Raw genomic sequence first — 23,344 nt, 5'->3', positions numbered from 1 at the left:
GAAGCTGGAGCATCCTTACAAAAGCTTTGACCTGGGGAAATATCGCCATTCAGATGGCTTGTTCCGCCAATGCGATCAATGCAGTAGTGAATGCCTCTACAGGGGGTTTGACCAGGCCTGCTCCTACTTGACCGGTTCCCGCGACGCGGCCCGCGATGCCGGTGTTGACCACGGGCAGCAGGCCCGTTCTCGCGACGAGAGTTACATCGATGCCGACCGGCGTGCCGCGGAAGCCGAGCCCCGGAATCTGGTACCCCGGGTGCTCGGCGAGCGTGATCTCGTACATGGAACGGGTGGCCCGCACCGCGTCGGACACCTCGCCGCCCACGAACCGCACGATGGCCGGCGCCGCCGCCATCGCGAACCCGCCCAGCCCCGAGGTCTCCGTGATCGTGGAGTCGCCGATGTCGGGGTTCGCGTCGTCCGGCCCGTACGAGCCGAGATAGAGCCCGTCGGGCACGCCGGCCGGCCCCGTGAACCACCGCCCGCCCAGCCCCGAGACCTGGACGCCGAAGTCGGTGCCGTTCCTGGCCATGGCCACGACCATGGACGAGCCGGGCACGTCGCGGGCCGCGTCCGTGCTGACCTTGGCGGCGGCCATGCCGGCGTTCAGGAAGAAGTGGTCGTTGCCGTTGATGAAGCGCAGCACCTCCGCGGCCGCGCCCGGGGCGGCCTCGACCACCGCCGGGGCCAGCTCGCGCAGCAGGAGCGAGGTGGCGGCGCGGTTGCGGTTGTGCAGCTCGTCGCCCATCTGCAGGGCCTGCGCCATCAGCGAGCGCAGGTCGATCGGCCCCGTGCGCTCCAGTGTCGCCGCCAGGGCCGGGCCGAGCACCGCGTCCATCCAGCGCAGCCGCTCCAGCACCTCGGGCCCGTAGGCGCCGTACCGGAGCACCTTGCCCAGGCCCTCGTTCAGCGAGCAGTACGCGGTGCCGCCGTGCTCGTCGTCGCGCACCTCGAACAGCCACATGGACGGGCTGACCACGCCCGCCATCGGGCCCACGGTGGCGTGCTCGTGGCACGGTCGCAGCGCGATCTCGCCCGCCGCCAGCCTGCGCCCGGCCTCGTGCTCGTCGCCCGCCAGGCCCTCCAGCAGCATCGCGCCGATCAGCGCGCCGCGCATCGGGCCCGACGCGCGCTCCCACGTGATGGGCGGGCCCGCGTGCAGGAACGTTCCCGCCGCCAGCACCTCCGAGGCCCGGCGCACCCCCACCAGGTGCGGGCGGGCGGAGGTCAGCCTGCTCACGGCCAGCTCGTTCGCGGCCTGCCTGCGCGGGTCGGCGAGCACCGCGGCCAGGGCCTCGGCGGTGCCGGGCAGCGGCGGGCGCCAGGACACCGGCGTCGTCTCGACGGCCTGCGCCCTGAGCGCCTCGTCGAGCAGGCCCGCGCCCACCGTGATGACGCGGGACGGGACGGACAGCGGGCTCATACGAGGCTCCTGGCGTGCCGGGCGGCCTGGGCGTTGGAGGTGAAGACGGCCGCGCCCGCCTCCCGGAAGGCGGCGGCCTGCCGGTGCAGGTCCTGGGGGTCGCCTTCGGTGCCGATGAGCGCGATCACGACGGTGGCGGGGGTGCGGGCGACGGCGTGCGCGAGCGAGGCGGCCGGGTCGGGGTCGGCGCCGTGGCCGAGCACGACGTCCATGAGCACCAGGTCCGTCTCCTGGGCGCGGGCCAAGGCCTCGACGCGCAGGGTCGGGTCGATCATGGGATGCGCCCGGCCCCTGGTGTAGGCGTCGTCCCCGTAGTCGACGAACTCGCCCTTGCCGGCCACCAGCGCGGCCTCGGTGCTGAGCGTCCCGCCGGAATAGACGCCCTTGATGGCCTTGGTCCGGCTCTGCTTGCCCGACCACGCGGGCCAGGAGGGCCACTCGGGCACCGGCCGGCCGAGCGCGCGCAGGACCCGCTCGGTCGCCTCCGTCAGGTCGGACTCGGGGAGCAGCGCGGGCACCACCGGCGTGCGCAGGCGTCCCACGGCCTCCCGTACGGTCGCCGCCACCTCGGGGGACGGCGGCTTGGAGATCAGCACGATCAGCTCGGTGGCCGGGTCCTCGTCCAGCATGCGCAGGGCCCGCAGCGTGGACAGGCCGCCCACCTCGGCGGACAGGTCCCTGCCGCCCACGCCGAGCACGTGGCTGACGCCGGTGCCGGCCCAGTCGAGCAGGGACGTCACCTGCTGGGCCCCGGTGCCGGACGCGGCCACCACGCCGACGGGGCCGGGGGTGAGGACGTTCGCGAAGCCCAGGCCGACGCCGCCGATCACGGCGGTGCCGCAGTCGGGTCCCATCACGAGGACGTCCGCGGCCTCCGCGAGCTCCTTGAGGCGCCGTTCCTGGGCCACGGGGACGCCGTCGCTGAAGATCATGACGGGGAGCCCGGCCTGGACGGCGTCCAGCGCCTCGGCGAAGGCGTGCTCGCCCGGGGTGGAGACCAGCACCAGGTCGGCCGGGGTGCCGGTGGCCGAGCGGGTGGTGAGCGGGGGCTGGTCGGCCGTGGTCGTCTCCGGGCGGTCGAAGCTCGCGAGCTGCCGGTCGGCCTCCTCGACGGCCGCGCCGGCGTCGCGGGCGCGTACGGCTATGAGGAGGTCGCCGGGGCCGGCCTGCGGGACGGTGAAGCCCAGGTCGCGGAGGACGGCGAGGTTCAGGTCGGTGGCCATGGCGACCATGGCGGCCTCCACGCCCGACATCTCGGTCAGCGCCCGGCTTATGCGCATCAGGGAGATGGAGTCGACATACGCGCCCTTCCGTACCAGCACCGTGTCGGCGCTCATCGGGGCCTGCTCAGCGCGAGGACGGCAGTCACGCCGATGGCGACGCCCTGGGCCAGGTCGGAGCCGGAGGTGTGGCCGAGGCCGTGGAGGCGGCGCAGGGCCGGTTCGAGGGCCTGCCCGCCCGTGATGCCGCGCAGCACCGCGGTCACCTCGGGGCTGCTCTCGCCCCTGGCCGCGCAGTGCAGGAGTGTGGCCGATATGGGGGTCGTACGCGTCCTCGCGTCGAACGTCACGGTCGCCGCCAGCCAGTCGGCCAGCCAGACCGCCCGCTCCGCCCCGGCCGCCGCGCCCAGGTGCCGCAGCGTCACCAGCAGGCCCGCCAGGACGTCGTCGCCGCTCGGCGTCAGGCCGGGCCCCAGGCCCATGAGCTGCTCGGCCGCCGTCACGGCCCCCAGCAGCCAGCCCTTCGCGCAGCTGTCGGCCAGCAGCTCGACGGCGCCGTTCCCGGCCAGCCCGGGTTGTGGCGGGTCGCCGAAGCGGGCGGCGGCCTGTTCGAGCCGGGCCCGATCGATCCGGCCCAGCGGCGGGGCGGGGTCCCACCAGCGGCGCACGCCCAGGCTCAGCGGGCCCAGCTCGATGTTGCGGTCGCCCACCGAGGCTTCGTCACCCACCGTGACGCTCGGCAGCGCGCCGGCCAGCAGCACGGAGTTGGGCAACCGGGTGGCCGCCCCCGTGATGACGGCGATCACCGAAGGCTCCAGGTCGGTCCTGACCTCGAGATAGACCCCCGCCGGGAACGCGGCGAGCACCCGCGCGGGGCGGCGCGGCGACTCCAGGACGGGGCGTACCGCCGTGCTGGCCGCGCCCGTGACGTGGATGCGGGTACGCCTCGCATGAGTACTTACGGTCACCGAACCTCCCATCCGACCTTGGACCTGACCGTAAAACGGCCGGGGAACCCTCCGTACGGGTAAATTTGCCAACAGTCAGCGGGAAGGTTGGCTCTTCCTGACAGACGGTTTCTGGGGTCACAATCTCCACATGGAGCCCCCCGTCCGTCTCGCCAGCACCGGGACGATCATTCACGGCGTTTCCGTCGGAGAGGTGCTCGGCGTCTCCACCCTCGCCGAGGCCAGGCTGATCGCGGGGGAGAGCGGGCTGGGCCGCATCGTGCAACGGCTGAACGTCATGGAGGTCCCCGACATCCTGGCCTGGGTCAAGCCGCACGAGCTGCTGCTGACCACCGGCTACCCGCTGCGCAACACGCCGCAGTCGCTCGGCCGGCTGGTCGCCGACCTGGACGAGCGCGGGCTGTCGGCGCTGGCGATCAAGCTCGGCCGGTATGTGGACGAGCTGCCCGACGAGATGGTCGAGCAGGCCGACCGGCTCGGCTTCCCGCTCATCCTGCTGCCGAACGACGTCGGGTTCGACGACATCCTCAACCAGGTGCTGACCGACATCCTCAACCGCCAGGCCGCCGTGCTCGCCCGCGCCGAGGAGGCGCACCGGGCGCTGGTGCAGGTGGTGCTGGCCGGCGGCGGGCTCAACGAGGTGGCCGCCGAGGTGGCCCAGCTGCTCGACGTATCGGTGGCGGCCGTGGACGGCTCGGGCCGCGTGCTGGCCACCGCGGGTCCGGCCGAGCAGGTGGCCGTCCTGCGCGAGTCGATCTCCCTGGAGGGCCCGCCCCGTACGTCCGCCTCGGGGCGGGTACGGTCGTTCGCCTCGGTGCCCGTGCTGGCCGGGGGCCACCACCACGGAAGGATCGTCGCCTACAGCCCGTCCGGGGCGATCCGCGACAGCGACGTCGGCATCCTCGAACGCGCCGCGACCGTGGCCGCGCTGGTCGTCACCCGGCAGGAGGCGGTCAACGCCGTCGAGAGCAAGTACCGCGCCGACTTCCTGCGCGACGTGCTCACCGGCCGGGCGGGCACGGCGGAGCGGGTCACGGCCCGGGCGCGGGCGTTCGGGTGGGACCTGGCGCGGCCGGTGACCGTACTGGTGGCCGAGCTGGACCCGGACGGCGACGAGCGCAGCGCGCAGGACCGGCTGGTGGCGTGCTGGACGGCGGCGATGCGCCGGCACGACCCGCGCGGGGCGGTGGCGGGGTTCTCGCACGAGGTGGTGGCCGTGGTGGACGCCTCGATCGACGCGACCCGGGTCGCCAAGGACGCGGCCTCGGGCTTCGCCGACGTGCCGCCCGCGACGTTCTCGACCGGCACCTCCCGGCCCAGCCCGGGGGCGGAGACGCTGCCGGAGGCGTACTCGCAGGCGCTGAAGGCGGCCCGGGTGGGCCGCCAGCTGCACGGGCCCGGCGCCGTCGCCCACTTCGACCAGCTCGGCGTCTACCGGCTGCTGTCCCTGGTCAACGACACGGAGGAGCTGCACGCCTTCGTACGCGAGACGCTCGGCCCGCTGGCGGCCGACGCCGACGCCGAGAACGCCGACCTGCGCCGCACCCTGCAGGTGCTCCTGGAGACCAACATGAACGTGGCCGAGACGGCGCGGCGCCTCCACTTCCACTACAACACCCTCCGCTACCGGATCGGGAAGCTGGAGCGCCTGCTCGGCAACTTCACCGACGACCCGCACCTGCGCCTCAACCTGACCCTGGCCCTGCACGTGCTGCGGATGCGCGGCATCTAGGGTTGGGGCTTGTGGATTTCGAACTGCGCTCCGAGTACATCCCGCTGTGTGACCTGCTGAAGTACTGCGGGATCACGGAGACGGGCGGCACGGCCAAGCTGCTGATCGCCGAGGGGCTGGTGCTGGTGGACGGCGAGGTGGAGCTGCGCAAGCGCGCCAAGATCCGCTCGGGGCAGGTGGTCAGCGGGGAGGGGTTCTCCATCCACGTGGAGTAGTGGGAACCTGTTGACGAAAAGTCACCGCACAATTACTCACTGTTTACTAACATCGAGCGCGCTGGCAAAAAGAAACGGCCCCCTGGCGGGGGCCGTCATACCCGGGAACGTACCCCCGGGCGGGTGACTCCATGTTAGGGCGTGATAGCGGTGAGCGACAAGTCGAATCCCGGAATCGAGCGCGTCGGCGTCTATGTCGACGGGTTCAACCTGTACTACGGCCTGAGGGAGCTCGGGAGACGGCGGCATCTCTGGCTCGATCTGCGCGCCATGGCGACGCACCTGCTGCGGCCGCATCAGCGCCTTGTGGGTATCAGCTACTTCACCGCGGCGATCCGCAACGATCCCCCGGCCGTGGCACGGCAGGAGACGTATCTGGCCGCGACGGCAAGCCTCGGCGTGCAGGTCGTCATGGGGAGATACCAGCAGCAGTCGGTGCAGTGCCACTCTTGTGGAGCGACGCGCCGGACCTACGCCGAGAAGCAGTCCGATGTGGCGCTCGGCGCGGCCATGGTGGCGGATGTCGCGACACGCCAGGTGGACGCGGTCATGCTCGTGTCGGCCGACTCTGACCTATGCGCGGCGGTTCATGCCATCAGGCGGCTGAATGACGAGCTTGGGACCAAGACACGGGTGATCACCGTGCTTCCGCCCCGAAGGCGCTCCGAAGTTCTGCAGCGCGTCAGCGACGCGTGGTTCCCGCTGGGTCATGCCGTGATCCGCCGGTCTCAGCTTCCCAACGTCGTCCAGGCATCCGACGGGTGCGTCTACCACCGCCCGCAGCACTGGAACTGACCTCACAGTGAATTCGGATCGCGTGTGCGCGAGGTTTTCACTGGCCCTGCGCGTAGATTTGGCAGATCATGCCCGTGTAGGAGCGTTGCGGCGGGCCTAATGTGCCCGCAACGGAACGTGTCGCCGGCCCAGGACAAGAGGGGCTCTCATGGTTTTGGGATGGACCAAACACGGTGACGGCAAGCACCTGGCGCCCGGAGAGGTGGTCAGGCCCGACGAGCGGCTGAGCTGGCCCAGGATGGTGGGCTTCGGGGCGCAGCACGTGATCGCGATGTTCGGCGCGACGTTCGTCTTCCCCCTGGTGATGGGGCTGGACCCGAACGTCGCCGTGATGATGTCAGGCGTCGCGACGATCCTGTTCCTGCTGATCGTGAAGGGGAAGGTGCCCAGCTATCTCGGCACCAGCGCGTCCTTCGTCGGCGGGGTGCTGGCCATCAGGGCCGCCTATGGCGGTGACACGGCCGGCGCGGACGCGATCGTGACAGGTGCGATCCTGGTCGCCGGGTTCGTGCTGGCGCTGGCGGGGCTGGCCGTCCACTTCCTCGGGGTGCAGATCATCCATCGCGTGTTCCCGCCCGTGGTCACGGGGGCGGTCGTCATGCTGATCGGGTTCGGGCTGGCGTACGTGGTGGCGGACGTCTACTGGCCCCAGGACCACTGGGTCGCGCTCATCACCATGCTGGTCACCTTCCTGGTGATCGTGTTCTTCAAGGGGTTCGTCGGCCGGATCGGGGTGCTGGTCGGGCTGATCGCGGGGTTCGTGCTGTCGTGGGTGCTGGACAAGACCGCGGGGGCCGTCACGTCCGTGCTGCCCGGCGCCAACCTGCGGGACGCGGCGGGCGCGAGCTGCCCGGCCGAGGGGACGTACTGCGTGGCCACGGCCTTCCCGCACGACCGGGTGAACTTCGACTCCGTGGCGTCGGCGCCCTGGTTCGGGGTGCCGAACTTCCACGCCCCCGACTTCAAGACCTCCGCCGTGCTGCTGGTGCTGCCCGCCGTCATCGCGCTCATCGCCGAGAACATCGGGCACGTCAAGGCCGTCGGCGAGATGACCGGGGCGGACGTCGACCCGTACGTGGGCCGGGCGGTGATGGCCGACGGGGTGGGCACCATGGTCGCCAGCGCGGTCGGCGGCTCGCCCACCACCACGTACGCCGAGAACATCGGCGTCATGGCGGCCACCAAGGTCTACTCGACCGCCGCCTACTACATCGCCGCGATCATCGCGATCCTGTTCGGGCTCTGCCCCAAGTTCGGCGCGCTGGTCGCCGCGACCCCGGGTGGCGTGCTGGGCGGGGTCACCGTCATCCTGTACGGGATGATCGGCCTCCTCGGCGCCAGGATCTGGATCGAGAACCGCGTCGACTTCTCCGACCCCGTCAACATGGTTCCGATCGGCGCGGGCATCATCCTGGCCATCGGACCTGTGAGCCACTTCATCGGCGGCGACTTCACCCTTGAGGGGATCGCGCTCGGCACCATCGTGGTGCTGGGCGGATACCACCTGCTGCGGGCCATCGCCGGACGGCCCGCCCGGCCGGCCGGGAGCGAGGCCGGGTGAAACCGCCCCCGTTCGAGTACCACGCCCCCCGCGACCTCGACGAGGCGCTCCGGACCCTCGCGGAGGTGGGCGGGAAGGTGCTGGCCGGAGGGCAGAGCCTGATCCCCATGCTCAACATGCGGCTGGCCGCTCCCGAGCATCTCGTCGACATCAACCGCGTCCAGGGGCTGTCGGCCATGGAGACGGAGCGGGGCGGTGTCCGGGTGGGGGCGACGGTCCGGCACTCGCAGGCGGAGCGGGCCGGGGCGCATCCGCTGCTGAGCCGGGCGCTGCGGCTGGTCGCCCACCCGGTGATCCGGAACCGGGGGACCGTGGTGGGCAGCCTCGTGCACGCCGACCCGGCCGCCGAGCTGCCGGCCGTGCTGGCCGTCCTGGGCGGCTCCGTACGGGTGGCCCGGCAGGGGCAGGTACGCGACGTGGGCGCCGAGGAGTTCTTCGTCGGGCCCATGGAGTCGGCGGTCGAGCCGGGCGAGCTGGCCGTGTCGGCATATTTCCCGGCATTGGGTCCGCGTACCGGGGCAGCCTTCGAGGAGGTGGCCCGGCGGCACGGCGACTACGCCCTGGCCGGCGTCTGCGCCGTCGTCACGCTCGACGAGGACGGCCGCGTGGAGGCCGCCAGGCTCGCCTGCATCGGCGTCGGCCCCGTGCCGGTCGTCGTGGACGTGACGGAGAGCCCCGCGGACGCGGCGCGGATCGTACGGGACCGGGTCGAACCCGAGGGCGACATCCACGCCTCGGCCGCCTACCGCCGCCACCTCGTGGGCGTGCTGGCCGAGCGGGCCGTACGGAACGCGACCAGGGAGGCAGGGGATCGTGGAGCATGAGATCACGCTCGTCGTGAACGGCACGGCCAGGCGGGTCGGCGTGCCCGCCAGACGCCTGCTGTCCGACTGCCTGCGCCACGACCTCGGCCTGACCGGCACCCACGTCGGCTGCGAGCACGGCGTGTGCGGCTGCTGCACCGTGCTGCTCGACGGGGAGCCGATCCGGTCGTGCCTGACGTTCGCGGTCAGCGTGGACGGGTCAGAGATCACCACGGTCGAGGGGCTGGCCACCCCCGACGCGTTGTCGCCGGTCCAGCGGGCTTTTGCCGAGTGTCACGGGTTGCAGTGCGGGTTCTGCACGCCGGGGTTCCTGTGTACGGTGACCGCCCTGCTGCGGGACAACCCCACCCCCACGGACGACGAGGTGCTGGAGGGCATCTCGGGCAACCTGTGCCGGTGCACCGGCTACCAGAACATCGTCAAGGCCGTCCACCGGGCCGCCGAGCTGCTGGCGGAGGAAGCATGACGACGAGGCTGTTCGGGGAGCCCGTGCAGCGGCGGGAGGACCCCAGGCTGCTCACCGGCCGGGGCCGCTACCTCGACGACCTCGGCCCCGACGCGCTGGCCGCCGCGTTCGTGCGCTCGCCGCACGCGCACGCCCGCATCCGCGACATCGACGTGGGTCCCGCGCTCGACGTCGAAGGGCTCGTCGCCATCTACACCTGGGAGGACCTGCCCGGACGGGTCGGCCGGCCGCTGCCGCTGCTGATCCCGCACCCGGCGCTTACCCACGGGCGCACCGCGTACCCGCTGGCCAGGGACGTCGTCAGGCACGTCGGCGAGCCGGTGGTCATGGTGGTGGCGGCGGACAGGTACGCCGCCGAGGACGCCTGCGCGCTCATCGAGATCGATTACGAGCCCCTCAAGCCGGTCGTCGGCCTAGAGGAGGCCGTGCAGGGCGCCCAGCTCGTGCACGAGGACGTGCCGGGCAACGTCGGCGCGCACCTCGTCCAGGAGGTCGCGGGGACGGACGGGCGCGGCGCGCGCGAGGCGATCGAGACCGCGCCGCACACGCTGGCCTTCCGGCTCGACATCGAGCGCAGCGCCAGCATGCCGCTGGAGGGGCGCGGCGTGTACGCCCGGTGGGACGGCCGGGACCTGCGCGTCTACTCCAGCACCCAGACCTCCACCAGCGTCCGCATGGCCGTCGCCGCCGCGCTGGAGCTGCCGCTGCCGCAGGTCGAGGTGATCGCGCCCGACGTGGGCGGCGGCTTCGGGGTGAAGATCGTGCACCCGTGGCCCGAGGAGGTGCTGGTGCCGTGGGCCGCCATGACGCTCGGGCGCGAGATCAAGTGGACGGAGGACCGCAGGGAGCACTTCATCTCCTCGGCCCACGAGCGCGGCCAGGTCCAGTACGTACGGGTCGGCTTCGACGACGACGGCCGCGTGCTCGGCCTGGACGTGACGATCCTGCACGACCACGGCGCCTACACGCCCTACGGGATCATCGTGCCGATCGTCACCTCCACGCAGCTCCTGGGGCCGTACAAGATCGGGGCGTACCGGGTCGAGTTCACCGCCGTCTACACCAACACCGTGCAGGTCACGCCCTACCGGGGGGCCGGCAGGCCGCAGGGCGTGTTCTGCATGGAGCGGACGATGGACAAGATCGCCCGCTACCTGGGGAAGGACCGCACCGAGGTACGCGAGGTCAACTTCATCGGGCCCGACGAGTTCCCGTACGACCAGGGGATGACGTTCCAGGACGGCCGGCCGCTGATCTACGACAGCGGCGACTATCCCGAGATGCTCCGCATGATCAAGGAGCTGATCGGCTGGGACTCCTTCGAGGCGCGGCCCGGCAGGGGCATCGGCGTCGGGTGCTACGTCGAAGGCACCGGCGTGGGGCCGTACGAGGGCGGGCACGTGCAGGTGACCTCCGACGGGCGGGTACACGTGTCCACCGGGCTCACCTCGCAGGGGCAGGGGCACGAGACGGCCTTCGCGCAGATCGTCGCCACCGAGCTGGGCGTGCCCATCGAGCGGGTGAGCGTGGTCACCGGCGACACCCGCAGGTTCGGCTACGCCGTGGGCACGTTCGCCTCGCGGGCGGCCGTCGTCAGCGGCAACGCCATCGCGCTGGCCTGCCGGAAAGTACGCGACAAGGCGCTGCGGATCGCCGCCGACGCGCTGGAGGCCGACCCGGCCGACCTGGAGATCACCGACGGGATGGTGCACGTGGCCGGCACGCCGAGCGCGTCCATCCCGCTGTCCACGGTGGCGGTGCTGGCCAACCCGCTGCGCTACGCCTTCGACGACGAGACCGCCAAGGCCACCCAGTTCTCCGGCACCGCGTCGCCCGACCGCCCGCCGGTCGCCGAGGGCGAGGAGCCGGGGCTGGAGGGGCGCGACTACTACTCGCCGATCAGGTCCACGTTCGCGTCGGGCATGCACGCGGCGATCGTCGAGACCGACCCGGACACGGCCGAGATCAAGGTGGTGCGCTACGCGGTCGTGCACGACTGCGGCCGGCTGATCAACCCGATGATCGTGGAGGGCCAGATCCACGGGGGAGTGGCGCAGGGCATCGGCGGGGCGCTCTACGAGCGCATGGTGTACGACTCGCACGGCCAGCTCGTCAACGCCTCCTTCATGGACTTCCTCATGCCGTACGCCACCGAGATCCCCCACGTCGAGACCGCCCACCTGGAGACGCCGTCGCCGCTCAACCCGCTCGGCGTGAAGGGCGCGGGCGAGGCGGGCGTGATCCCCGTCTCCGCGGTGATCGCCTCGGCCGTCGAGGACGCCGAGGGCATCGAGATCGACCGCATGCCCATCTCCCCGTCCGAGCTCTTCGACCTGCGCGCCACCGACCGATGACCCGCCGACCGACTGACCCGCCGACCGATGACCCGCTGCACGATGACCCGCGCCGACCGATGACCCGCGCCGTGGGATGATCGGCGCCATGCGTGCGCCCGCTTCCGGTCTGACCGAATTCCCCGCCGTTCCCGCCGACGTCCGCCTGATCGACCTGGCCTGGAACGACATCGCCGAGGTGCCCGCCTGGGTGGCCGGGCTCACCGCGCTGGAGGAGCTCAGGCTCGACGGCAACCGGCTGCGCTCGCTGCCCGACCTGTCGGGGCTCACCGCGCTGCGCGCGCTGCACCTGGACGGCAACGAGCTGACGTCCTTCCCGGGCTGCCCGCCGCGCCTGGAGGTGCTCTTCCTGTACGGCAACCGCGTCGGCGCGATCCCCGACCGGCTGAGCCCCGCCCTGCGGCACCTCGCGGCGGGCGGCAACGGGCTGACCGACGTGCCCGGCTCGCTCTGGAAGCTGACCGGCCTCGAATCCCTCAACCTCGCCGAGAACGCACTCACCGAGGTCCCGGCCGCGATCGGCGGGCTGACCCGGCTGCGCATGCTGGACCTCGGGCACAACCGGCTCGACTCCGTCCCGCCCGAGCTGGGCGACCTGGACCTGACCGACTACCTCTACCTGAGCGACAACCGGTTCACCGAGGTGCCGGAGGCGATCGGGCGGCTGGACCGGCTCGCCTACCTCAACCTCACCGACAACCGGCTCACCCGGCTGCCCGAGTCGCTGGGGCGGATGGCCGCGCTGGTGGAGCTGCGCCTCTACAACAACCGGCTGGAGTCGCTGCCCGAGGCCATCGGCGGCCTGGCCGGGCTGCGGGAGCTGCACGCGCAGGGCAACCGGCTGACCCGGCTGCCCGCCTCCATCGCCGAGCTGGGCGAGCTGCGCGTGCTCGACCTGCGCAACAACCAGCTCCGCGAGCTGCCGGACCGGCTGCCGCCCGGGCTCAGGCACCTCGACCTGCGCAACAACCGGCTGCGTGAGCTGCCCGCGAGCCTGCCCTCGCTGGAGAAGCTCGACCTGCGGTGGAACAAGCTCGACGGCGAGCCTGAGGTGCTGCGACGGCTCCGCGATCAGGGCTGCGTCATCCTGCGCTGATGGAATCGCTCAGGTTTGGGCTGATTCGGGGTGAACCGGGGTGATCGAGGGTGCGTACCTCCGCACATGACGACATTTCCACGTCTGGCCGCTTTCGCGCTGCTGGCCGGACTGGTCGCCGGATGCTCCTCAGGGGGCTGGGGCGACTACGTCGCAGCGGGCGAAACGCAGAAACCAGCGGCAATCCTCACCGTCGAGCAACTCTCCGCCAAGGTCGGCTGCAAGCCGAAGATGCAGGTCGAGGCCTCCGACCTCCGCACCGGCTACTGCAAGACCAAGGCGGGCCAGTTCTTCGTCAACACGTTCGCCAGCGAGAAGCTCAAGGACGAGTGGATGGACCGGGCGCCGGAGTACAACCCGCACCTGGTCGGCCCGCAGTGGACCGTCCTGGGCCCGCTCCCGGTGCTGGAGCAGCTGAAGGAGCCGCTCAGCGGCGATCTGCATCTGATGGACCACAGGGTCTCCCAGACGCCGGCGCCACCGAAGTAACCAATCGGTATGAGGTGAACCGGGGCCGGTGGGCCCGCGTACCTTCGCACATGACGACACTTCCACGTCTGGCCGCTTTCGCGCTGCTGGCCGGACTGGTCGCCGGATGCTCCTCAGGGAGCGGAGGCGGCTATGTCGCAGCAGCCGGAAAGCAGGGCCACGCCGCCCCCCTCACCGTCGAGCAGCTCTCGGCCAAGGTCGGCTGCAAGCCGAAGATGCAGGTCAACGCCGCCGAGATCCGCACCGGCTACTGCAAGACCCCCGATGGCGAGTTCTTCGTCACGACGTTCAAGACGCAGGCGGGCAAGGACGCCTGGATGGACGCCGCCCCCGAGTACAACCCCCACCTGGTCGGCAACCTCTGGACCGTGCTGTCCAGTCGCAAGGTGCTCGACCTGCTGAAGGAGCGGCTCGGCGGCGACCTCCACCTCACTGATCACCGTACGAAGCAGATGAAGACCATCGGCTAGCGGAGCTTCAGCAACTCGTACTGGGCCCAGACCTCGGCCGGGGCCGCGACGCGGTCCAGGAACATCAGGCCGTCCATCCGGCAGTCGCAGGGGTTCTGCTCCCTGGTGTTCTGCGGATAGCTACCGCCGATCTTGATGCCCCTCGGGTCCGTCGCCGAGGTGACGTCCGGCTCGGGGTCCCCTTCGACGCCCCACGGGTCGCCGGTGACCGAGTAGAACCCGTCGAGCGGGCGGCCGTTCCTGTAGAGCTTCATCGTCCCCTTGTCGAAGTCGAACGTGGCGGCCAGGAACACCCACTGGTCCCGAGGCAGCACCTCCCGCCAGGGCTTGTTCGCGGCGAACGTCTGGGAGGCGCTGCCGTCCACGCGCCGGGCGAGTGCCACGACCCTCATCTCGCCGTTCACCGTGATGAGCTCGAGCAGGGCCCGGACGTCGTGCCCCTGGGAGTTGCCGCTGAGCACACCGGCCAGGCCGATCGCGTTGAAGAAGTCGGCCGGGTCCTCGGTGTTGGAGTTGGGCGCCGGGCCGTCGCCCAGCATCTTGAACCAGCCCATGACGGTCGCGCCCTTGACGCCGTTGAACGCGCGCAGCGTCGGCACGCCGGCCGCGCCGTAGACGCCGGCCTTCCAGTCGTCGTTGCCGGTGGTGGCCGGATCGACCTGGCGGGTCTGCAGCGCGTACGTGCTGCCCCGGTAGGCCTGGTCGGCCACGCGCATGGCGGCGCCGCCGTTGACCAGCGTGATGTTCGTGCCGGACAGGCCCTGGTCCTGCTCCTGGGCCGGGTCGGCGGGCAGCGGGTGCTCGAAGTCGTACGCGGCCACCACGTGGTCGCGCAGGGTCGGCAGCACGTTCGGCGGGGTCCAGCCGGCCTTGGTGATCTTCCAGATCTTCCCGTTCGCCTTGGACAGCACGTAGAGCTCGCCCGCGCCGTCCCGGCCGAAGCGCAGGTCCACGCGGGTGCTCCCGGCCAGGTCCTGCATGGTCAGCTGCTTGCCGGACGGGTCCACCAGCCGCGGCTTGTGGATCGTGGCCCGGCGGCCGGTGCGCTCGTCCATCTCGGAGGCGATGGTGAAGAAGACCTGGCCGTCCACGATGTCGCCGAACAGGTACTTGCCGTACAGCGGCGGCAGCTTCTGCCCGCGGTAGACGAACCCGCCGGTGACGGCGTGGCCGCTGTCGGAGGTGCAGGAGTGTCCGGGCGGCGGGTCGTGGTCGTAGGCGGCCACCGGGTAGGTGTAGCCGTACTGCGCGTCGTCGTCCGGCAGCGTGTAGAGGTGGCAGCGGTCGGACTTGCTGAACACGAACGAGCCCTCGCGCTCGCTCCAGCCCAGGTTGTCGCCGGCGCCGACGTCGTAGATGGCCTCGATGGCGTGCTCGCCGATGTGGCCGAGGAACAGCCGGTTGCCGGCCTGCGGGTCCCAGCTGAAGCGGTGCGGGTCGCGCATGCCGTACGCGTAGATCTCGCCGAGCTTGCCGGCCTGGCTGGCGAACGGGTTGGCGGCGGGGATGCCGTACCTGCCGTTGGCGCCGTTCGTGCCGGCCGGGTCGATCCTGAGGATCTTGCCCTGCGGGATGGCCAGGTTCTGCGGGTCGTCGCTGGACACGCCGCGGGCGCCGTCACCGGCGGCGACGTACAGCAGGCCGTAGTCCTTGTCGCCCTTGCGGGCCGTCGGGTTGAAGTCGATCTGCTGGATGCCGTGGATCTGGCCGGTGAAGCCGAGCCGCAGCACCTCCCTGCGGGTGCCGGAGAAGACGTTCGCCTTCGGGTCGGTGGCCGTCCACTCGGTGATGACGCCGTGGAACTTGGTGTCGGGCTGCGGCGTCAGGTCGGGGGTCTTCGTGGTCAGCGCGTTGCCCCACTCGGTGTGCACGGTGTAGAACTTGCCGTTCCTGGCGAATTCGGGGTGGAAGGCGGCGAAGCCGAACCCGCTGCCCAGGCCGCGCCCGGAGACGAAGTCGGGCGCGAAAGCGGCGCCGACGTCCAGGTATTCGCGCGGCCGGCCCTTGTCGAGGAAGTAGAGCTTGCCGTTGAGGTCGTTGACGAACAGGCGGCGCGAGCCGTCGGGGAGCTCGCCCAGGTAGTTGATCCTGGCCGTGCGGACCAGGCGCGGGTCGGTCGGAGCGGGAGTCGTCTCCGTCTTGGGGAACGAGGCGAACTCCTCCAGTGTCAGCGTCAGCCCCGAGGCGGTGGGCTTCTCGGGGATGGGGTCGTCGACGGGGGTCGGGTCGGCCTGCGCGGCTGCCGGCGGCGCGCATAACGCGGTCACCAGCACCGCGGCGATCAGGCACCGGAGGGTTTTCGGCATACCTGTTCACCACCAGGGGAGTCGGGGGCTATTGATCGGCGCCGTCGCAGGCGGGGGTGCCCTTGACGGTCATGTCGCGCATCCTGCCGATGTTGTCGAAAGAGCCGAAGCCGACCCGGCCCGACGCGAACGTGCGGTCGGTGGCCGTGATCAGCGGCGTCGTGGCGCCGTCCATGTAGACCGCGATGCGGCCGGTCTCGGCGCAGTGGGTGACGCGGACGCGGTGCCAGGCCGTGTCGGTGACCGCGGGCGGCGCGCCCACCTGGCCGTTCCACTGGTCGTCGATGCGCAGGCGGTCCGCGTTGTTGACGACGAAGATCCCGTTGTGCGGGTAGATGGTGTTGTCCTGCGAGAGGTGGACGTAGTAGAACTCCGTGTCCGACCGGTAGCCGAACACGATGATCACGTCGCGGTTGCTGACGCTGGTCGGGGTGTCCAGGCGGACCTGCGCGTCGATCCGCACCGAGCCGAACTCGGGGCCCGTCTTCAGCACCGCGTACTCGAAGGGCCGCCGCGGGCCCGGGCGCGCGACGCCGGCCTCGGCGAGGATCACCTGGTCGCCGGGGAACTGCCACTTGGCGGGCGTCACCGGCGCCCAGTTGCGCCCGTCGTTGACGTGCTTCACCTTGGCCTGGCCGGGGCCGCAGTCCGGTGCCACCGTGGCGGTGGCGGCCTGCGCGGGGATCGGTACGGCCAGCGCGAGCATGGCCGTCAGGAGGAGGGTGCGAAAGGCTGACATCCGGGATCCTCTCGCCGGGTGCGCTCTCGTAAGCGCTTCCGAAAGCGCTTTCTTTTGAACTTCGAGCGGATCTTAACCCGGGGGATCAGGCTGTCAAGGGGTCCGGTGAACCGGTGTCAAGGCGGCGGTGGGGCCGTGGAGGCGCGTACGACCAGCTCGTGCGCGGTGCGGCGGCGGCGCGGGCGCGAGGCGGGCGGCTTGAGAACTAGCTCAAGCGCTTGCTTGCCCATCTCGACCATGGGCAGCCTGATCGTGGTGAGCGCCGGATAGACGTCGCGCGCCACCGGCACGTCGTCGAACCCGGCCACCGAGATCTCCCCGGGCACCCTGCGCCCGTTGTTGAGCAGCCACGACAGCGCGCCCACCGCCATCGGGTCGTTGAGCGCGACCACCGCCGTCAGGTCGGGGTGCGCCCGCATCAGCCGGGCCGTGGCGGCCGCGCCGCCCTCCCTGGTGAAGTCGCCGTGCACGACGGGGAACGAGCGCCAGTCGAGCCCGGCCGCGGCCAGCGCCGCCCGCAGCCCGGCCAGCCGGTCTTCCACCGTGGTCAGGTTGGCCGGGCCGCCGAGCACGCCGAGGCGGCGGTGGCCCAGGTCGAGCAGGTGGTGCATGAGCGTGGAGCCGCCGGCCGCGTTGTCGGGCAGCACGGCGTCCACCGGCAGGTGGTGGCGGCCGATGACGGCCACCCGGCCGCCCGCCGCCGTGAACGAGCGCACCTCGGTGGCGATGTCGGCCTCGGTCGCCGCATCGACGTAGCCGGACCCGGCCAGCACGATCGAGGTCACGCGGTGCGCGCGCAACGCCCGGACCCGGGACAGCTCGGCACGCGGGTCGCGCTCGGTCTGGCTGATGAGCGCCATGTAGCCGCGGCTCTCGGTCTCGCGCAGCACGCCCCTGGCGATCTCGCCGAAGTAGGGGTCGCCGACGTCGTGCACGATCAGCCCGACCATGGACGCCTGCCCGCCGGCCAGGGCCCGCGCGTGGCTGTTGGGCACGTAGCCGACCTGGGACGCGACCGCCTGGACGTGGGCGGCGACCTCGGCGCTCACGCCGCTGCTGCCCGTCAGGGCCCGGGAGGCCGTGGCCAGCGAGACCCCCGCGGCCTTGGCCACGTCGACGAGGCGGGGTGGATGAGATCGCTCGGTCATGCGCTGAGAACCCCCTTGTCCGGGGCCGGATCTCGTGTAATCGTAACCGAAAGCGCTTACGTAAGCGCTTTCGTGGCGCCTCTTCTGACGGGGGATTTCCTCGATGGCAAGAGTTCTCAAGAGCCTGACGATCACTTCGATGTGCGCTTTGGTCCTGACTGCCTGCGCCAAGACCGACGAGCCGGGGACGGCTCAGCCGGCGGGGCAGCAGCAGGGTCCGGTCAAGATCGGCATCTCCCTTCCGCTCACGGGCGACTTCGCCGAGCCCGGCAACGGCATCAAGGACGGCTACCAGGTCTGGGCCGACCGGGTGAACGCCAAGGGCGGCCTGCTGGGCAGGAAGGTCGAGCTGATCTTCCGCGACGACGCCTCCGACCCCAACCGGGTCAGCTCCGACTACGAGTCGCTCATCACCCAGGACAAGGTCAACCTGGTCTTCGGGCCGTTCTCGTCGCGGCTGGTGATCCCCGCGGCGAAGGTCGCGGAGTCGTACAACATGCTGTTCGTGGAGCCGGCCGGGGCCGCCAAGGAGGTCTTCGAGCAGGGCTTCAAGCGGCTGTTCTACGCGGCGCCGGCGATCGCGAGCGACCACTACAACTACCTGGCCGACTACATCATCAAGCTGCCTGCCGACAAGCGGCCGAAGACGGCGGCGTACGCGAGCCTGGACGACCCGTTCGCGCAGGGCACCGCGTACGGGCTGCGGGACAAGCTGGCCGCGGCCGGGATCAAGACGGTCGTGGACGAGGTATACCCGCCCGAGACCACCGACTTCTCGCCCATCGCCGCCAAGATCGCCGCGGCCAAGCCGGACATCGTGGTGGGCGGCACGCAGTTCGAGGACTCCGTGGGCCTGGTGCGCGCGCTGCAGGAGCTGAAGGTGCAGCCCAAGCTGGCGGCGTTCTCGACGGGGCCGACGGAGCCGGAGTTCCCCGCCGCGGTGAAGGGGGCGGCCGAGAGCATCATCTCGCCCGTCGGCTGGTCGGCCACGGCCACCTTCACCGGCAACCAGGAGATGATCAAACGCCACAAGGAGATGTTCAACGGCGAGGCGAACGAGGACACCGCCAACGGCTTCACCGTCGGCCAGGTCGTCGAGGCCGCCGTGAACGCCGCCAAGTGCGTCGACGCCACCAAGGAGTGCCAGGACAAGCTGGCCGACCACATCAGGCAGGGCACGTTCGACACGGTCGTGGGCAAGCTCTCCTTCGACGACCAGGGCAGGCCGGAGCAGGCGCACATGATCCAGCAGTACGTCGGCGGAAAGGTCGAGATCGTGCTCCCCGAGCAGGCCAAGACGGCCGACCTCGTCTACCCGAAGAAGCCATGGTGAGCCTGCTCCTGCAGGGGCTGGCCCTGGGCGTGCTGACCGGAGGCCTCTACGCGCTGCTGGCCTCCGGCCTGTCGCTGTACTTCGGGGTGATGCGGGTGGTCATGGTGGCCCACCCGGCGTTCCTGTTCCTGGCCGCCTATCTGACCTACACCGTCCACACGACCTTCGGCGTGGACCCGTTCCTGGCGCTGCCCGTCACCGTGCCGCTCTTCTTCGCGCTGGGCGTGGCGGTGCAGCGGCTGCTCGTCGCGCGGCTGGCGCCGGACAACCTGGCGATGATGTCGGTGCTGCTGACGTTCGGGATCGCGCTGGCGATCGAGGGGCTGCTCGGGACGATCTACACCGGGTCCTACAAGTCGGTCAGCATGGAGTACGCGACCAAGTCGCTGACGATCGGCGGCGTGCACCTCCCGTACGACAAGATCATCGCCTTCTTCGTCGCGGCGCTCACCCTCGCGGTGCTGTTCGCGGTGCTGGTGAAGAGCCGGTTCGGGCAGGCGCTGCGGGCCACCATCCAGCATCGGGAGGCGGCCCGGCTGGTCGGCGTCCAGACCGAGCGGGTCGCCGGGTACGGCTTCGGCGTCGGCCTCGCCACCGCGGCCGTCGGCGGCACCGTGCTCGCGCTCATCACGCCGTTCTTCCCCGCCTCGCACTGGGTGTGGATCGGCAAGCTCATGGCCATCATCGTGGTGGGAGGGCTGGGGAGCGTGATCGGCGCGGCGCTGGCGGCCGTCCTGCTCGGCGTGGTCGAGGGCCTCGTGCTGGTGACCGTGGACGCCACCTGGGCCACGATGATGTTCTACGTCTTCCTCTTCCTGACGCTGCTCGCGCGCCCCCAGGGGTTCTTCGGAGGCCGGCTTGCGCATCGCTTCTAGAGGGATCCCGCTGCTGGTCGCCTGCCTGGCGCTGGCCTATCCGTGGCTGGTCCCCAACTACTACCTCGTGTACGCGGGCGCCCTGACCGTCATGTACGCGGCCATGTCCACGTCCTGGAACCTGCTGGGCGGTTTCACCGGATACGTCTCCCTCGGCCACTCGGCGTTCTTCGGCCTCGGCGCGTACGGGACCGGCCTGCTGATCGTCCGCCTGGGCGTGCCGTGGGTCGCGGCCCTGCTGGTGTCGGCCGTCGCCGTGACGGCGTTCGCCGTGTTCGTCGGCGTCGCGGCCGTGCGGGTGCGCGGCGCGTCGTTCGTGATCGTGTCGATCGCGCTCGTGTCGATGATGAACCTCGTCGTGCAGGGCTGGCGCTCGCTCACCGGCGGCTCCACCGGGCTGCAGGTCCCCTCGCCCTTCCCCGACCTGCACCGGGGGCAGACGCACATCGTGTTCTTCTACCTGTTCCTGGCGCTGCTCGGGCTCGCGCTGCTGTCCTGGTGGTACGTCTCGCGCTCCCGGTTCGGCGCCGGCCTGCGGGCGATCAGGGAGGACGAGGACAAGGCCGAGTCCCTGGGGGTGCCGACGGGGGCGTACAAGGTGACGGCCTTCGCCCTGTCGGCCCTGTTCGTGTCGCTCGCCGGAGGGCTCTACGCGGTCTGGTTCGGCAGCCTCGACCCGATCTTCGTCTTCTCCATCCTCATCGGGTCGTACATGGTGCTGATGAGCCTGCTCGGCGGGGTCAGGCACCTGTTCGGGCCGCTGCTCGGGGCGCTCATCGTGGCCCCGGCGGGCGAGTACTTCCTGATCGCGCTGGGCGAGACGCAGATCCACCTGACCGCGACGGGCCTGCTGCTCGTGCTGGTCGTGCTGTTCATGCCGGACGGCATCCTCGCCCGGCTCACCAGGAGGCGCGCCGGGCCCTCCATCCCGGACGAGACGGCCGAACAGCGGCTCCAGGGGGTGGCCCGATGAGCTCGCTGCGCACCGAGGGACTGACCAAGTCGTTCGGCGGGGTGCTCGCCGTGGACGGCGCGAGCGTCGAGCTCCAGGAGGGCAGGATCAACGGCCTGATCGGCCCCAACGGCTCCGGCAAGACCACGTTCTTCAACATCGTCACCGGCATGATCAAGCCGGACTCCGGCCGGGTGCTCTACCGCGACCGCGACATCACCCGGCACTCGCCGCACCGCATAGCGCACGCCGGCATCGGCCGCACCTTCCAGCTCTGCCGCGTCTTCCCGCGCCTGACCGTGCTGGAGAACATGCTGGTCGCCGTCCGCCGCACCCGCCTGCGCGAGCTGCTGGCCGGGCTGCGGGACCAGGGTGAGGTCGAGCGGGCCCGGCACTGGCTGCGGCGCATGGGCATCGAGCACCTGGAGGACGCCGAGGCCCGCGACCTGTCCTACGGCCAGCAGAAGCTGCTGGAGCTGGCCGCCGTCCTCATGGCCGAGCCCGAGCTGGTGCTGCTGGACGAGCCGGCGGGCGGGGTCAACCCGGCGCTGATCGACCGGATCGTCTCGCTCGTACGCGACCTCAACGCGGAGGGCCGTACGTTCCTCGTCGTCGAGCACAACATGGACATGGTGATGGGCATGTGCGACCACGTGATCGTCTTCGACCGGGGAGCGCCGATCGCGGCGGGCCCGCCCGCCGAGGTGCGGGACGACCCGCGCGTGCTGGAGGCGTACCTCGGTGTCTGAGACCCTTCTGGCACTGGAAGACGTCGAGGCAGGCTACGGCAGGGCCGCGCCGGTGCTGCGCGGCCTGACCGTCACCGTGCGCGCCGGCGAGGTCGTCTGCCTGGTGGGGCCGAACGGCGCGGGCAAGTCCACCGCGCTCAAGGTCGCCAGCGGGCTGCTCGCGCCCCGGTCGGGGCGGGTCCTGCTGGCCGGCCAGGACGTGACGGGCCTGTCGCCGCAGCGCCTGCTCGGGCGCGGGCTCGCCCACGTGCTGCAGGGGCACAGCGTGTTCCGCGAGATGACCGTGGCCGAGAACGTGCGGCTCGGCGGCTTCACCGTGCGCGACTCCGCGAAGCTCCAGGCCCGGATGGAGGCGGTCAAGGAGCTGTTCCCCGTGGTGGGCGAGCGGTGGGGGAGCATGGCCGGGCTACTGTCGGGTGGGCAGCAGAAGCAGGTGGAGTTCGCGCGGGCGCTCATGCTGGAGCCCTCCGTGGTGCTGCTGGACGAGCCGTCGATGGGGCTCGACCCGCGTAACACGCAGGTGGTCTTCGACCAGATCGACCTGATGCGCCGCACGGGCGTCGCGGTGCTGCTGGTGGAGCAGAACGCGCGCCGGGCGCTGGAGATGGCCGACGTCGGCTGCGTGCTCGACCTCGGCCGTGTCCACATCTCCGGTCCCGCCCGCGAGCTGGCCGCCGACCCCCGGCTCGGCCGCCTCTACCTCGGTGGCGCCCCTGTCACCTAGCCCTGCGTGAGGAGGGTGCCCTCCACCCGGACGCGCTTCCTGAACACCCAGTACGTCCACCCCTGGTAGACCAGCACGAACGGGAGCGTGATCAGGCCGATCCAGCTCAGCATCGTCAGCGTGTACGGCCCGGAGGCCGCCTCCGCCAGCGTCAGGCCGGGGAACGGGCGCAGGCGCAGCTCCATGAAGACCGCCAGGGTCGACAGCACGATCGCCCCCGCCGTGGCCGCGAAGGCCCAGCCCTCGCGGCGGCGCCAGATCAGCGCCGTGGCCGCAGCCAGTGCCGCCATGGCGGCCAGCGCGGGGAACGTGCCCAGGCTCGACAGCGCGGCCACGGCCACCGGAACGGCCACGCCGCTGGCGGCCATCGCCACGACGCGGGCGCGGCGGCGTACCGGGCCGGTGGTCTTGAGCGCCAGGAAGACGGCGCCGTGCAGGGCGCACACCGCCAGCGAGAACGCGCCTCCCAGCAGGGCGGCCGGCACGCTGTCGAACACCAGGTCGGCGAAGACCGCCCCCCACAGGAACGCCGGGAGGGCGCTGCCCACCACGATGCCCAGGTCGCACCAGCGCGGGTCGTTCACCTTGCCGCGCCACTCCAGGCCGACGCCGCGCACGATCAGGCCGACCAGGACGAGCGTCACGGGCAGGTAGAACGAGCTGAACACGCCCGCGTACCAGGCGGGGAACGCGGCGAACATGGCGCCGACGGCGGTGATCAGCCACACCTCGTTGCCGTCCCACACCGGGCCGATGGTCTGCAGGCTCTGCCGCTGCTCGCCGGGGTTGCGGCTGACGAGCGGGGCCAGCATGCCGACGCCGAAGTCGAAGCCCTCCAGCACGAAGTAGCCCGTCCAGAGGAAGGCGATGATGACGAACCACAACTCGATCATTGTCTGCTC

At 71.2% G+C, this 23,344-nt stretch carries 22 protein-coding genes; 15 read left to right on the top strand and 7 right to left on the bottom strand.

The window, feature by feature from the left end; translation table 11 throughout:
• Window positions 1-49: 49 nt before the first annotated feature.
• The 3 genes from ACWEPL_RS01495 to ACWEPL_RS01485 are packed head-to-tail and all read right to left on the bottom strand — an operon-like array spanning window position 50 to window position 3,614.
• Window positions 50-1,426 (bottom strand): YlbE family protein, encoded by a 1,377-nt coding sequence (locus tag ACWEPL_RS01495; RefSeq protein ID WP_350722627.1) that lies wholly within the window; start codon window positions 1,424-1,426, stop codon window positions 50-52.
• On the bottom strand, window positions 1,423-2,763 hold the full coding sequence (locus ACWEPL_RS01490) for an FdrA family protein (protein WP_363965724.1): 1,341 nt from the start codon (window positions 2,761-2,763) through the stop codon (window positions 1,423-1,425). The genes ACWEPL_RS01495 and ACWEPL_RS01490 overlap by 4 nt, the downstream gene beginning before the upstream one ends.
• Window positions 2,760-3,614 carry a DUF2877 domain-containing protein gene (locus tag ACWEPL_RS01485; RefSeq protein WP_452434642.1) on the bottom strand — a complete coding sequence of 285 codons (855 nt, stop codon included), beginning with the start codon at window positions 3,612-3,614 and terminating at the stop codon, window positions 2,760-2,762. The genes ACWEPL_RS01490 and ACWEPL_RS01485 overlap by 4 nt, the downstream gene beginning before the upstream one ends.
• A 130-nt stretch (window positions 3,615-3,744) precedes the next feature.
• Here ACWEPL_RS01485 and ACWEPL_RS01480 point away from each other — a divergent pair, with 130 nt between their 5' ends.
• The 10 genes from ACWEPL_RS01480 (at window position 3,745) to ACWEPL_RS01435 (ending at window position 13,616) form a co-directional block, all read left to right on the top strand.
• A complete protein-coding gene (locus ACWEPL_RS01480; protein WP_350722621.1) occupies window positions 3,745-5,346 on the top strand; it encodes a PucR family transcriptional regulator ligand-binding domain-containing protein in 1,602 nt (533 codons plus the stop codon).
• Window positions 5,347-5,357: 11 nt separating this feature from the next.
• Window positions 5,358-5,561: an RNA-binding S4 domain-containing protein gene (locus ACWEPL_RS01475; RefSeq protein WP_452434641.1), complete on the top strand. Its 204-nt coding sequence runs from the start codon at window positions 5,358-5,360 to the stop codon at window positions 5,559-5,561.
• Between the two features lie 150 nt (window positions 5,562-5,711).
• Window positions 5,712-6,356 carry an NYN domain-containing protein gene (locus ACWEPL_RS01470; RefSeq protein WP_452434639.1) on the top strand — a complete coding sequence of 215 codons (645 nt, stop codon included), beginning with the start codon at window positions 5,712-5,714 and terminating at the stop codon, window positions 6,354-6,356.
• A gap of 148 nt (window positions 6,357-6,504) precedes the next feature.
• Window positions 6,505-7,917: a uracil-xanthine permease family protein gene (locus ACWEPL_RS01465; protein WP_397365205.1), complete on the top strand. Its 1,413-nt coding sequence runs from the start codon at window positions 6,505-6,507 to the stop codon at window positions 7,915-7,917.
• Window positions 7,914-8,741 (top strand): FAD binding domain-containing protein, encoded by an 828-nt coding sequence (locus ACWEPL_RS01460; protein ID WP_452434638.1) that lies wholly within the window; start codon window positions 7,914-7,916, stop codon window positions 8,739-8,741. The genes ACWEPL_RS01465 and ACWEPL_RS01460 overlap by 4 nt, the downstream gene beginning before the upstream one ends.
• Window positions 8,731-9,207: a (2Fe-2S)-binding protein gene (locus tag ACWEPL_RS01455; protein WP_452434637.1), complete on the top strand. Its 477-nt coding sequence runs from the start codon at window positions 8,731-8,733 to the stop codon at window positions 9,205-9,207. Before ACWEPL_RS01460 ends, ACWEPL_RS01455 begins: the two co-directional genes overlap by 11 nt.
• Window positions 9,204-11,561 carry an aerobic carbon-monoxide dehydrogenase large subunit gene (cutA, locus tag ACWEPL_RS01450; RefSeq protein ID WP_452434636.1) on the top strand — a complete coding sequence of 786 codons (2,358 nt, stop codon included), beginning with the start codon at window positions 9,204-9,206 and terminating at the stop codon, window positions 11,559-11,561. The genes ACWEPL_RS01455 and cutA overlap by 4 nt, the downstream gene beginning before the upstream one ends.
• 88 nt (window positions 11,562-11,649) lie before the next feature.
• Complete coding sequence (locus ACWEPL_RS01445; protein WP_452434635.1) at window positions 11,650-12,657, top strand: leucine-rich repeat domain-containing protein; 1,008 nt, start codon at window positions 11,650-11,652, stop codon at window positions 12,655-12,657.
• A 66-nt stretch (window positions 12,658-12,723) separates the two neighbouring features.
• The gene (locus ACWEPL_RS01440) at window positions 12,724-13,146 is read left to right on the top strand and encodes a hypothetical protein (protein ID WP_350722606.1); all 423 of its coding nucleotides are present in this window, start codon (window positions 12,724-12,726) and stop codon (window positions 13,144-13,146) included.
• A gap of 50 nt (window positions 13,147-13,196) precedes the next feature.
• Entirely contained in the window at window positions 13,197-13,616 is a 420-nt protein-coding gene (locus tag ACWEPL_RS01435) for a hypothetical protein (RefSeq protein WP_350722604.1), read from the top strand.
• Here the strand turns inward: ACWEPL_RS01435 and ACWEPL_RS01430 are convergent.
• The 3 genes from ACWEPL_RS01430 to ACWEPL_RS01420 form a co-directional block, all read right to left on the bottom strand.
• Window positions 13,613-15,922: a PQQ-dependent sugar dehydrogenase gene (locus tag ACWEPL_RS01430; protein WP_452434634.1), complete on the bottom strand. Its 2,310-nt coding sequence runs from the start codon at window positions 15,920-15,922 to the stop codon at window positions 13,613-13,615. The genes ACWEPL_RS01435 and ACWEPL_RS01430 overlap by 4 nt on opposite strands.
• A 28-nt stretch (window positions 15,923-15,950) precedes the next feature.
• Window positions 15,951-16,661, bottom strand: coding sequence for a hypothetical protein (locus ACWEPL_RS01425; RefSeq protein WP_452434632.1), 711 nt, complete (start codon window positions 16,659-16,661; stop codon window positions 15,951-15,953).
• Between the two features lie 116 nt (window positions 16,662-16,777).
• A complete protein-coding gene (locus tag ACWEPL_RS01420) occupies window positions 16,778-17,809 on the bottom strand; it encodes a LacI family DNA-binding transcriptional regulator (RefSeq protein WP_350722600.1) in 1,032 nt (343 codons plus the stop codon).
• Window positions 17,810-17,948: 139 nt separating this feature from the next.
• On the opposite strand from ACWEPL_RS01420, the gene ACWEPL_RS01415 reads away from it, so the two are divergent.
• The 5 genes from ACWEPL_RS01415 to ACWEPL_RS01395 are packed head-to-tail and all read left to right on the top strand — an operon-like array spanning window position 17,949 to window position 22,442.
• Window positions 17,949-19,142 (top strand): amino acid ABC transporter substrate-binding protein, encoded by a 1,194-nt coding sequence (locus ACWEPL_RS01415; protein ID WP_452434631.1) that lies wholly within the window; start codon window positions 17,949-17,951, stop codon window positions 19,140-19,142.
• Complete coding sequence (locus ACWEPL_RS01410) at window positions 19,136-20,017, top strand: branched-chain amino acid ABC transporter permease (RefSeq protein WP_350722596.1); 882 nt, start codon at window positions 19,136-19,138, stop codon at window positions 20,015-20,017. The genes ACWEPL_RS01415 and ACWEPL_RS01410 overlap by 7 nt, the downstream gene beginning before the upstream one ends.
• Window positions 20,001-20,990, top strand: a complete 990-nt coding sequence (locus ACWEPL_RS01405; protein WP_355194625.1) for a branched-chain amino acid ABC transporter permease — start codon at window positions 20,001-20,003, stop codon at window positions 20,988-20,990. Before ACWEPL_RS01410 ends, ACWEPL_RS01405 begins: the two co-directional genes overlap by 17 nt.
• Window positions 20,987-21,718 carry an ABC transporter ATP-binding protein gene (locus ACWEPL_RS01400; protein WP_363965698.1) on the top strand — a complete coding sequence of 244 codons (732 nt, stop codon included), beginning with the start codon at window positions 20,987-20,989 and terminating at the stop codon, window positions 21,716-21,718. Before ACWEPL_RS01405 ends, ACWEPL_RS01400 begins: the two co-directional genes overlap by 4 nt.
• Window positions 21,711-22,442 (top strand): ABC transporter ATP-binding protein, encoded by a 732-nt coding sequence (locus ACWEPL_RS01395; protein WP_350722590.1) that lies wholly within the window; start codon window positions 21,711-21,713, stop codon window positions 22,440-22,442. The genes ACWEPL_RS01400 and ACWEPL_RS01395 overlap by 8 nt, the downstream gene beginning before the upstream one ends.
• Here the strand turns inward: ACWEPL_RS01395 and cydB are convergent.
• The gene (gene cydB / locus ACWEPL_RS01390) at window positions 22,439-23,335 is read right to left on the bottom strand and encodes a cytochrome d ubiquinol oxidase subunit II (protein ID WP_363965697.1); all 897 of its coding nucleotides are present in this window, start codon (window positions 23,333-23,335) and stop codon (window positions 22,439-22,441) included. The two genes, ACWEPL_RS01395 and cydB, sit on opposite strands and share 4 nt — an antisense overlap.
• Window positions 23,336-23,344 lie beyond the last annotated feature (9 nt).

The sequence above is a fragment of the Nonomuraea sp. NPDC004186 genome (assembly GCF_053603495.1).
Note: the sequence above shows the minus strand (reverse complement) of the source record. Positions and strands in the feature narration are given on the sequence as shown.